Annotated in this window: 10 protein-coding genes and 1 other RNA gene; 6 read left to right on the top strand and 5 right to left on the bottom strand. The window is 24.4% G+C overall.

Annotated features, from left to right (window positions below; all coding sequences use genetic code 11):
• Positions 1–382 precede the first annotated feature (382 nt).
• On the bottom strand, positions 383–895 hold the full coding sequence (locus HL033_RS02220) for a CinA family protein (RefSeq protein WP_218194451.1): 513 nt from the start codon (positions 893–895) through the stop codon (positions 383–385).
• Between the two features lie 83 nt (positions 896–978).
• On the opposite strand from HL033_RS02220, the gene thrS reads away from it, so the two are divergent.
• Together thrS and infC are read left to right on the top strand one after the other, a co-directional pair.
• On the top strand, positions 979–2,880 hold the full coding sequence (gene thrS, locus HL033_RS02215) for a threonine--tRNA ligase (protein ID WP_218194450.1): 1,902 nt from the start codon (positions 979–981) through the stop codon (positions 2,878–2,880).
• A 24-nt stretch (positions 2,881–2,904) separates the two neighbouring features.
• Positions 2,905–3,426: a translation initiation factor IF-3 gene (infC, locus tag HL033_RS02210; RefSeq protein ID WP_218194449.1), complete on the top strand. Its 522-nt coding sequence runs from the start codon at positions 2,905–2,907 to the stop codon at positions 3,424–3,426.
• Positions 3,427–3,428: 2 nt separating this feature from the next.
• Here the strand turns inward: infC and tsaE are convergent, their stop codons facing one another.
• The 3 genes from tsaE to HL033_RS02195 form a co-directional block, all read right to left on the bottom strand.
• Entirely contained in the window at positions 3,429–3,890 is a 462-nt protein-coding gene (gene tsaE, locus HL033_RS02205) for a tRNA (adenosine(37)-N6)-threonylcarbamoyltransferase complex ATPase subunit type 1 TsaE (RefSeq protein ID WP_246575342.1), read from the bottom strand.
• 6 nt (positions 3,891–3,896) lie between these two features.
• On the bottom strand, positions 3,897–4,598 hold the full coding sequence (locus HL033_RS02200; protein WP_218194448.1) for a Bax inhibitor-1/YccA family protein: 702 nt from the start codon (positions 4,596–4,598) through the stop codon (positions 3,897–3,899).
• 719 nt (positions 4,599–5,317) lie between these two features.
• Complete coding sequence (locus HL033_RS02195; RefSeq protein WP_218194447.1) at positions 5,318–6,376, bottom strand: hypothetical protein; 1,059 nt, start codon at positions 6,374–6,376, stop codon at positions 5,318–5,320.
• A gap of 1,721 nt (positions 6,377–8,097) precedes the next feature.
• On the opposite strand from HL033_RS02195, the gene gap reads away from it, so the two are divergent.
• The gene (gene gap, locus HL033_RS02190) at positions 8,098–9,105 is read left to right on the top strand and encodes a type I glyceraldehyde-3-phosphate dehydrogenase (protein ID WP_218194492.1); all 1,008 of its coding nucleotides are present in this window, start codon (positions 8,098–8,100) and stop codon (positions 9,103–9,105) included.
• 182 nt (positions 9,106–9,287) lie between these two features.
• On the opposite strand, the gene elbB is transcribed toward gap, so the two are convergent.
• Positions 9,288–9,938: an isoprenoid biosynthesis glyoxalase ElbB gene (elbB, locus tag HL033_RS02185; RefSeq protein ID WP_218194446.1), complete on the bottom strand. Its 651-nt coding sequence runs from the start codon at positions 9,936–9,938 to the stop codon at positions 9,288–9,290.
• 314 nt (positions 9,939–10,252) lie between these two features.
• On the opposite strand from elbB, the gene ffs reads away from it, so the two are divergent.
• The 3 genes from ffs to HL033_RS02170 all read left to right on the top strand — a co-directional run bounded on the left by ffs (position 10,253) and on the right by HL033_RS02170 (position 12,132).
• Positions 10,253–10,347, top strand: an RNA gene (gene ffs, locus HL033_RS02180) — signal recognition particle sRNA small type.
• A gap of 15 nt (positions 10,348–10,362) precedes the next feature.
• Positions 10,363–11,802: a DNA polymerase III subunit gamma/tau gene (gene dnaX / locus HL033_RS02175; RefSeq protein WP_218194445.1), complete on the top strand. Its 1,440-nt coding sequence runs from the start codon at positions 10,363–10,365 to the stop codon at positions 11,800–11,802.
• A 21-nt stretch (positions 11,803–11,823) separates the two neighbouring features.
• Positions 11,824–12,132 (top strand): YbaB/EbfC family nucleoid-associated protein, encoded by a 309-nt coding sequence (locus tag HL033_RS02170; RefSeq protein WP_218194444.1) that lies wholly within the window; start codon positions 11,824–11,826, stop codon positions 12,130–12,132.
• Positions 12,133–12,134 lie beyond the last annotated feature (2 nt).

Below are 12,134 nucleotides of genomic sequence, written 5' to 3'. Positions count from 1 at the left end.
AGTCTTACTGTGTAATTATTATCAGTACATAACTTAAGATTAAGAAACACCAATTTTTCAATTTATATTGAATGTTACTGATAAATTGTTTATACCATACTTGAATGACATTTATTAACCTATAATTTATAGTGCAGCAGGTTTATTAGTTGATATCAATACTAATATTATAATTTTTTTTGAAGAATAAAAAAAAAGTTAATATATCATATTTGACATCAAACTGAAATAATGTATAAATGAAATACTACAACCAAAGAATATAATCCTATTAGGAATAATAACCGTTTTTTTAACTCTAAAAACACATTATTAATAATTTTTGTTTTATGAAAAAAATTAAGAAATATGACATTATAATACAAATTATCACTGATATAATTTAAATCATACTAATAATACAATCAATTGCCGCATTAGCAGCATTCATTTGTATTTTATATCTTGATATTTTTCCAAAATTAAATTTTATAGTACGTTCATTATTAGGAGTTATGCAACTTATATATACTAATCCTACTAACTCATCTTTATAAATTAAACCTTCTTCACATATATCTTGATATGAGTCAGCAAATCCTGTTATAGATATTGAAATATTTGCTAAAGAAGAAATATTTAAAGCTCCTATAGCCATTAAACGAGATACTTCCATGCTAACTGCACCAAATTTGTATATAATATTTCTATCTACATTAAGTACATTAATTTTAGACTCATTCGAATATGTTACAAAAGAAGTATCAAGAATTTTTGAAGCTCCAGGTATAGAAGTAAAAAGAAACGATAATAATCCACCTGTACAAGATTCCGCTAAAACAATTTTAAAATTACGTTTTAATAAGTAAGAAATACATTTTCTTACTTTGTCTTTTAAAGATTTATCATCTAACATGTAAAATACCCTATAGAGAAAGTATATTTGCAATAATAGAAAAATCACACTATTATTAATAATTACTATTAAAGTTCATTAAAATGATAACAATTACATCTTCCGTATGTACAAAAACATTCAATGCAGGATCTACAGGGTTTGATATAATTGCATTATTATTTCCACAAATCAAGAACTTAATAATTGCCTTAAAAGTAAATGATGTTTTATGTGATTTGTCGGTCAAAATATTTAATGATAGTACTATTGAACCAATTACTATAAATAGTGATGTTGGAATAAATATTATACGTCAAGATGCAGCATATGTTATGGCAAGAGCCGTTAAAGAAATTTTTCATAATGTTAAGTTAGCTACAGGGTCAGTAATTAAAGATGGTTTCTATTATGACTTTGCAACAGATTATTCCTTTTCAACTAAAGATATCGAACTTATAGAAATCAAAATGTCAGAAATCATAAACCGTAAAGAAAAATTTATATGTGAAACATGGAATAGACAAAAAGCAATAGACTTTTTTCTCAATATGGAAGAACTTTATAAAGTTAAATTAATACATAATATACCAGAAAATGAAAGTGTAACTGTATATCAACAAGGTAATTTCATAGATATTTGCAGTGGTCCACATTCTCCTTCCACACAATCAATAAAAGCTTTTAAAATAATGAAAGTTTCTGGAGCTTATTGGGAAGGTAACTCAAGTAATCCTATGCTTCAACGTATATATGGTACAGCATGGTCTCAACCTAAAGATTTAAAATCTTATTTAACATATCTTGAAGAAGTAGAAAAAAGAGATCATAGAAAAATAGCAAAAGAATTAGATTTATTTCATATTCAAGATGAAGCTACAGGGCAAATATTTTGGCATAATAACGGATGGGTAATTTATCGTTTAATAGAAGAATACATAAGAAAAAAACTTAAAAGTAATGGTTATATTGAAGTAAAAACTCCAATGTTAATAAACATGGAACTATGGGAAAAATCCGGACATTGGGAAAAATTTCGCGAAAATATGTTTTTAAGTCAAGTAGATGAAAAAGTATTATCAATAAAACCAATGAATTGTCCATGTCATGTACAAATTTTTAATTATAAAATTAAAAGTTACCGCGATTTACCTTTGCGTATGGCAGAATTTGGTATATGCCATAGATATGAATCATCTGGATCTTTACATGGGTTAATGAGAGTGCGTGGATTTACTCAAGATGATGCTCACATTTTCTGTACAGAGGATCAAATTACTTCAGAAACTTTAAGCTTTTGTAATTTATTAAAAGAAGTTTACAAGGATTTTGGGTTTAATAACATAAGAGTAAAATTTGCAGATCGTCCAGAAAAAAAAGTAGGTAGTGATGAATCATGGGATAAAGCTGAAGAAGCATTAAAAAATTCTATTAAATTTGCAAATTTAGATTATACGCTAAATCCAGGGGAAGGAGCATTTTACGGACCAAAAATAGAATTTATACTACAAGATGCAATAGGCAGAGAATGGCAATGTGGTACTTTACAATTAGATTTTGTTTTACCAAATAGACTAAATGCTGTTTATACAGGAAGTGATGGAAAAAAACATCATCCTGTAATGATTCATAGAGCTATTTTAGGAACTTTTGAAAGATTTATAGGTATTTTAATTGAGCACTATGCAGGAAAATTTCCTATTTGGCTATCTCCAGTACAATTAGCTATATTAACAATTACTAATTACTCAGAAGATTATGTCGAAAAACTAAAATTAAAGGTAGAACAACATAATATAAGAGTTGAAGTTGACACAACAAGCGAAAATATCAATTACAAAATACGTTATTATTCTTCCCGAAAAGTACCAATTATATGGATAATAGGTAAAAAAGAAATTGAACAAAATTCTGTATCTATAAGATATTTAGGTTCTTCTGATCAACATACTGTATCTATTGATAAAGCATTGAAAACATTATTAAGTTATGCTAGCATCTTATAATATTACTGTATTTATGGTTAAAATTTGAAAACAAACAAATCATCTCAAAGAAATAAGATTAATGATCTTATTACTGCTAAAAAAGTAAAGCTCGTTGATACAAATGGCGTTATGATAGGTATCGTTGATATAGAGGATGCATTGTCAAGAGCTAAGCTTGCTAATTTAGATTTAGTAGAAATAGTTCCAGACGATGAATATCCTCTATGTAAAATATTTGACTATAGTAAACACAGGTATAGTAATAAGAAAAAAATAAATGATTCAAAGAAAAAACAAAAAACTATTTCTATAAAAGAGCTTAAATTCAGGTTAAATATAGGAGATAATGATTATAATATTAAGCTAGGAAATTTAAGAAGTTTTATAGAAAAAAAAAATAAAGTTAAAATATCATTAAGATTTATCGGAAGAGAAATTCTACATCCAGAAGTAGGTATGAATATATTAGAACGTTTAATCACAGATACTCAAGATATTGCAAAACCAGAAGTTCTTCCAAAAAAAGAAGGTAATGTTTTAAGTATGGTACTATGTGCGAAATAACTTTATTTTTTTAAACTTGTGTACCAATATTGATTACACTGCATTGTTATATTACGTTGATTTTCCTTTTTACTGGAATATTGTATATTAACATGTAAACTAAATCTTAGTATATTGTAAACTAACTCTGGCCACTCAATAATACTAACATTATCCATGGCCATCTCAAGGATGCCAATTTCGTATATTTCATCAATAGTTTTTAATCTAAAAAAATCAGCATGATATATATTAAATATACTACACTGGTATTCATTTACTAAACTAAAGGTAGGACTATAAACATCCTCATTAGGTAAAAAATAATTAATTATAAACCTAGAAATTGTTGTTTTACCAACTCCTAAGTCACCAGTTAAAAATAACACATCTCCTTTTGTTAAATTAGCAGCAATCTTACTAGATAAAATCTTAATAAAATTTATATCAACAGAAGAATAGGTTAAAATTTTTTTTCTGTACACAAAACCTTACTTACGATCCCCTAGTAAATTAAGTAAATTAAGAAATATATTTATATAATTAAAGTACAAGCTAGTTGCTCCCATGATAGCCATTTTATTTATAGTAATATCCGAACCATCATTAAACCTATAATACATATCTTTTATTCTTTGAGCATCATAAGCCGTCATAGCTGTAAATAATACTACTGCAACTATAGAAATAGCAAATTGAAGAGGTTGGCTGCCTAAGAATATATTCACCAAGGAAGCTATTATTATACCAACAACACCCATCATTAAAAATGTACTAAACCTTGACAAATCATTTTTTGTTGTATTACCATACCAAGCCATCAAACCAAACATAGAAGAAGAAATAAAAAATACTCTAGCTATACTTTCAGCAGTATATACCATAAATATATATGATATAGAAACACCTATAAGTGCTGAAAAACTGAAAAATATTGCCATCAATGACTGAAAACTAAGGGTATTTAATTTATAAGACATAAAAAAAACTAAAGCAATAGGTGCTATCATAATAACCCAATGCAATGGTGTATTATATATCATCGACATTAAAAAATTAGAAGATGAAACCATAAGAGCAACAACTCCTGTTAAACCTAAAGCCATGGCCATATAATTATAAATCTTAATTAAATAATTTCTAAGCCCGGTACAATAATACGTATTCTTAAATTGCACATCATAATTATTCATACTTAGACCTTATAAATTTATTTAGCAGCTATGTATTCTAACATTAAACAAACAAAAATTCAACTGTAAAATTATAAGTTTGTATAATTAAAGAATACATGCCGTTTAAATTAATTTTGTTAAATTCTAATAAATCTTTTTTAAAAAATACTTTAATTTATGTATTAATAAAAAAGATCTTATTAATTTCTATATTTCATAAAAGAATAAGTTATGTATTAATAATAAAGTTAGCTACCATTTCAATATCACATACATATTCTAGCTTAAATAGATATTAAACTTGCCTATCATATTAGCAAAATATTGTTGTGTCATTAATTAAGTACCTAAATATAAATTAAGTGCTGAGCTAATTTAGTCATTATTAAATTTACAATGTTAAGTTTTAAATGGAACATCATAACTACATAATCAACTATCTTTTTAGAAGTTTTGTACTTATAATTGTATTCAAAAAATTAACTATAAATCCTGTATAAATTAAAGGGTTTGATAATTTTGAAACTCAGAAAATTTTTTTTGTATAATATCTTGTAGATTAGAAAATTGTTGGTTATCGAATGACATTTTAATTACCTAGAAAGCTATTTAATTTTTTATGTTAATAATTTTTGCCCCACTAAACTTATTTAGTATATCTTGAACAACTTCACTATAACATGGATTTTCATGATTTTTAATATCAATTTTTTTCTACGCACTATGAAATAAATTTGTTACGATTTTGATAATTTGTCCTTATCAAGAGATTTGCATACTTGCAATTCGTTGATTTTTGCTTCAACTTTAGAAATATCTTGACGATTCTTATGCATCATAAAAGCATATGCCATACAAAAAAGTGCCATACCAACAATACGAGTTATAATTCCTACAGAAATACCATTCATTCCTAACCCGTATGATATATTATTTTTAGCTTCAAGAGATACTAAAATTTTACCTAAAAGAATTAATGCAGCACCTAAACATATGGATGTCAGTGCTAAAGTAACTTTTTTATCATCAGGAGATTTATAATGTTTAGCTCTGTTTTGTAGTAAATTGGCTACTAAAAACATAAAAGTTGAAGTAAAAAAGAAAATATTTCCTATTGTATCTACTATACCTTGTAAATTAAATTTTGTACTTTCAGGAAATTTACTAATATCAAAACTATTGCCACACACCATTAACAATAAGCTAACACAAGAAATGGTTTGCATGATAGTAGTAAGCGATGTACCAAATAAGTCAAATTTATTGCCATGATTACTAAGAAATTTAATTATTCTTTTTTCCCTAGTATCAGCAATTTTATTAAATTGCATATCTGTATAAGATTGTAATCCCAATGCTTTTAATTGCTCCAATTGCATCAAATGAAGAGCTACTTCATCACATTTCTTTTGTTCCCTTTCAATGTATCCAATTAATGTTAATCCACAAACAAAGAAAATATAACATCCTAATAATGCTATAAACTCTGATGCCCTAAATATTTTATTTTTTATAGCAACATTAATATTAACGTGAGGCAATACTAAAAACATTAACCAAGCAAATGTAAATAGAGCACTTCCTACTTGTACAGCTATTTGTCTTAAATAATTTATCTTTTTTACATTTTTTAATCTTTCTAACACCATGTATAATATAATAATTGACATTACATCATTTTGTGTTTTTAACTTTACACTAATATTAGATATTTCACTATCATTAGATATCTCCCTTTCATCGTCGTTATCATATTCTTCTACTAATGGGTAGAATTTACGTAATATATCTAACATAACTTATTCCTAAAAAAACTAAAGTTGCTATCAATTATAAAAGTTGCTTATTATATGATTATAAATCATTATGCTAAAGTTTTATGTTCATAAACAAGGTAAAAATCTAACAAGTAAAATATTATTTTAAACAATAAATGTAATAATATTTGTCAATAAAAGATAATAACTTAATATTATATCATTTTAGATATAATCGTATATTTAAATTTTTTTCACAATTACATAATTCAATATATCAAAAATAAAACTACGTAAAACAAGTTGCCATTGATTTACTTTAGTTCGCTAATAACAACCATTAAAGAAAACTATAAAACTTAATATTTAATTTATTATTAAAAACTTTATTTCTATAGTAAAAATATAAATTAAAAAAAGTTAAAATTTTGATTTAGGATTTATATAAAAATTTTATACAATTACGCAAAAAAACAACTTTAAAGAGACTATAATATTTGAATCCTATATTACAAACTTTATATTTTTATTTCAAACTTATATATTATTAATTTTCATAACTTTTACATATGACTATAAAAAAATATCATATGTAATACTAACAAAAATGTAGTAAATTATATATCAAAAAAATAACAACATTTACTAAATAATCAAAAAAGCATTTTTGCTTCTATAAATGATAACCATTAACACTAAAGAAAATAATATTTTAGTTAAATCTTCGACAAGTATTTAAAGTATATAATTATAAAACTGATAGTTTAAAAGCTTTTATTTCAAATTACGATATTATTGTTAAATTTAAAGTAAAAATAACATTTTTTATATTTTTATAATATATAAGCCATTATAAATATACAAAAAATTAAAACTATATCAGATACATTAAAATACACGTTCAATAAATCTGTTATTAATGTTAAGCTAGTTATAATATTAACAAATATTTAAAATGCTATCTCTGATAAGTTAATTTTATTATTGTAATCATGGATATCATAAACATTAAAATATTATTCAAGTTGTCTTAATTAAATTCACTTCAAAATAGCACTTATATATCATTTTTACATATTTTACTAAAATAATATTAAATATAGTTTAGGTATTATATTGTAATTTTGTTCAATTATTGATGGTTCATCTTTATTTAGAAAACTTAATATATGAAATCGATAAATATTTATAATATTATATGTGAAAACCTATTTTCTATTATATATTTGTGAATAAAATGCAACTTAATGTGGTATAAAACATCGTAAAGAAGTAAGAGAGTAATTTCAATGAAGTAAACAAGGTTATATTTGGTAATTATAGGTGCTGACTTACAGCAATTATATAATCTTTTATAAATAAGTTACGCTTTTTTTCTATAAAAACCGGAAATTATTTATCCTGATCACTGCTAAATAACATGAATAATATTTTGATATAGCATACATAATAAAATAACCGACAGCAAAGTAATATATTAAACTTCTTAATCATTAAAATAATATGACCTTAAAAAAATATAGGTAATTCACAAAAAAACATGAATAAAGTTACAAAAAAATGTAGTCCATATTTTTACTTACATAAAGTGTATTAATAGGATATGTAAAATATATCAAAAAATTATTTTAATAAAGTAACAATAATGTATAATTAATTTAAAATATTTAAGCAACTTTATTATTTATGATTGATTTTAATAACAAAAAGTTCTAGTTATTAATGCCAAATATATTAAAATAAGGTAAAATGTGAAAAAAATAAAAATTGGAATAAATGGTCTAGGAAGAATAGGAAGATGTGTACTAAGAGCAATTTTTGAGTTAAATTTTCATAATCAGATAGACTTAGTTGCCATTAATGGTTCAACTAATATAGACATACATAAGCATTTAATACAGTATGATTCTGTCCATGGAAAATTTCCATACAATGTACACAAAAATTCTCAAGGGATTGAAATATGTGGCAAAACAATTCCATTACTTTTAGAAAAAGATCCAGCAAATATACCTTGGGAAAAATATGGAGTTGAAATCGTAATAGAATGTACAGGAAAATTTAATACGAAAGAACTATCTCAAAAACATCTTAATTCCACAGTAAAGAAAGTTATAGTTTCAGCACCTGTTTCAGATTCTGATTGTACCATTATTTACGGAGTAAATAATAGCATTTTAAAAAGTAATCATGATATAATCTCTGCTGGATCATGTACAACAAATTGCGTAGCACCTATCCTTGATATAATGGATAATAATGTAGGAATAAAAAGTGGTTTTATTACTACAATACATTCATACACTAACGATCAAAATTTAGTTGACAATAATCATAAAGACATCAGAAGAGCTAGAGCATGTATGATGTCAATAATTCCTACGACTACTGGTGCAACAAAGACTATCGAATTAATAATACCTCATCTTAAAGGCAAAATAAATGGTACTGCTATAAGAGTTCCAACGCCAAATATTTCAATGAGTAATATAGTATTTAATACTGTTAAAGAAACTAATAAAAATGAAATAAATAATATTATAAAAAATGAATCTCAGACTTCGGAAGTAATATCATTTACTGAAGAAAAATTAGTGTCCATAGATTTTACTCACACAACTTACAGTGCAATAGTAGATTTATCAGAAACAAATGTAATTGATAACAATTTATGTTATATATCAGCATGGTATGATAACGAATGGGCATTTGCGGTTAGATTATTAGATATAGCAACTCTTTTAAAGCAATACTTGGATGATAAATAATTACAGAATATCAATATATATATATATATTTTACTTACAACAATTAATGCAGTTATATTTTTATAAACTGAAATTTACATTTTAATATAATAGTCATATTCTACATAACATATTATCATAATATTATTAAGTTACATTACATAAATAAGTGAATAAATAGCACTAAATAACGTTAAATTATTTTAAAAATTAACCATAGAATTTATCATATTTTGTATACCAAGGTATATTTTATATAAACTATCATTACGCATATAAGCAGAACAAGAAAATATTCTATTATTTTTATCTGTAACAGATTTATCAGTATCACAATAAATATGCATTCCTCCCAATTTCTCTATTAAGTTATCTTTGTCATCTCCTATTGTAACTTTAATTTTAGCTAAATCTTTTAAAGCAACAGTTACAATTGCAGGTGCTATGCATACAGCTCCTATTAATTTTTTAGCATTATAAAAATTTAAAATAGTATCTTGTATACAAGAAATGACTTTCACTACACCATCATTATCAAATAAATTAGAAAAATTTTTTGCTACTCCATATCCTCCAGGAATAATTAACATATCAAATTCATCAGTCTTTATATCACTAATATTGTAAACTTCGCCTCTAGAAATTCTAGCAGATTCTACTAAAATATTTCTGGTATCACTAGAATTTTCTTTATTAACATGATTAATTACTTGTTTTTGATTTGCATTTGGAGCGAAACATTTAAATTCTATGCCATGTTTATCAAGTTCAAGCATAACTAAAACTGTTTCCCTAATTTCAGAACCATCCAAATGACCACATCCAGATAATATTATTGCAGATTTTAAACTCATAAAACTCCTTCTAATAAAAAAACCATTAATATTAAGTATATAAAATTCCATTTTATAATAATAAAAATTACTTACACGTGAAAGAATTTTAAGAACATAATATAAAATGTTTTCAATATAAGTATGTAAACTTCTATTTTATGATAATAAAAAGTTATTTATACGTAAAAAAACTTGAAAAATATACATAGTATAATTACTTATTTTATAATAAAAAAATTAATTTTAAATATAAAACAACATATTTTTATTAATCTTTTAAAGATGATAGCTAATAATTTTTTATTGATATTTATTATAATACAATTATAATGTAATGGGTAACATAAGCAAAAAACTTGTAAAGTCGGTCAGGTTAGAAATAAAGCAGCCGTAGCAATTTCTTTTTGGGTTATGTTACCCCGTTTGATATTAGCTTGTGAATATGAATCTTGCATTAAAATATAGGCCAAATAATTTTAAGGATTTAGTCGGACAAGAAGTTCTAGTTCAAATTTTGCAAAATTCATTTCACTTAAATAAAATTCCCAGTTCTATATTATTAGTGGGATCAAGTGGTATTGGTAAAACCACTTCTGCACGTATTATATCTTTATGCTTAAATTGTTCTTTAGGTCCAACATTAGATCCTTGTAATAACTGTGTGAATTGTATATCTATAAAAAATTCTAGCAATTCAGATGTAATAGAAATTGACGCTGCAAGTAATACCGGTATAGAAGATATAAAAATTATACTTGAAAATTCATATTATTTACCTATTAGCTGTAAATTTAAGGTTTATATAATAGATGAAGTACATATGCTTTCTAATAGTGCATTTAATGCACTTCTTAAAACATTAGAGGAACCATCTCCTCATGTAAAGTTTATTTTAGCAACAACAGAAGCAAAAAAAATACCTACTACTGTTATATCTCGGTGTCAAAGATTTGATTTAGAAAAAGTATCGCTATCTAATTTAAAAAAACATATAAAAGAAATATCTCTAAAAGAAAATTTTGTATTTGATGAAGAAAGTATAAACTTAATAGCTAATCATTCTGAAGGATCTGTAAGAAATGCTTTATTTCTTTTAGAACAATCAGCAATATATACAAATAATAATCTCTCTGAAGAAAAAATAAGAAAGTTATTAGGATGTACAGGTAAGCAAGAATTAATAAATATATTTAAATCAATAATATTAGGGAATCCTTCTAAAGCTCTTGATGATTTTAAAATCGCATGTAAATCAACAACTTCTGTAATTGTATTGAATGATATGTTGCAACTTATTTACAATGTATGTCTATCATCAATTAGTTATATTACAGAAGATAACAGTATCAATGAATTAATAAAATTAAATAACGAAAAAATTTGTTCCACTACATTTTTATCAAGATTATGGCAAGCCTTATTTAAAGGATTACAAGAAATTAAACATTCTGAATATATTTATCAAGCTGCTGAAATGTTAATCATTAGACTTTGCTATTTATCAAACTTGCCTTCACCAAAACAAATTGTTGATAAACTTTACCAAAATAAAAACAATCAAAATGCAACTTCTATATTGCAAAAATTACTAAACTTACTAAAGGAAAATGATAAACATGATTTATATAATCATCTAAATAGTAGTAATTCTGAAATTTTTTGCGAAGTTAATAAACTAATAATTGTTACTTCTTACATATTTCCTAATAATTTTTCTAATACATTAGAAGAATTTTTACAAAAATTAACTAATCAAAAATGGACTATAACAATAAAAGAAAAAATTGATATTAAAAATCATGAAAATTCATGTTATAGTGAAGTTGTTCAAGATATACTAAATAAGTTTAGTGGGGCAAAAATTATTAACATAAAAAATTAAATAGCTTTCTAGGTAATTAAAATGTCATTCGATAACCAACAATTTTCTAATCTACAAGATATTATACAAAAAAAATTTTCTGAGTTTCAAAATTATCAAAAAACGCAGGTTTTTGAAGGATCATCTCTTGGAGGTAAAGTATCAGTAAAACTATCTTTATCTAATATTATAAATTACCAAGTTCAAGAAATTAAACTTGATCCTTCATTATTATCGGAAAAATCAATTTTAATTGAGGATTTAATAAAAGCAGCGTTTAATGATGCTTTTAAAAAATCTTCGGATTATAATACTCATCTTATTAGCTCTCTAATGTCATTTAACATATAGAG

This window comes from Neoehrlichia mikurensis, assembly GCF_019186785.1.
Classification (GTDB): Bacteria; Pseudomonadota; Alphaproteobacteria; order Rickettsiales; family Anaplasmataceae; genus Neoehrlichia; species Neoehrlichia mikurensis.
The sequence above is the reverse complement of the archived record's forward strand: the minus strand, read 5'-3'. Positions and strand labels throughout refer to the sequence as shown.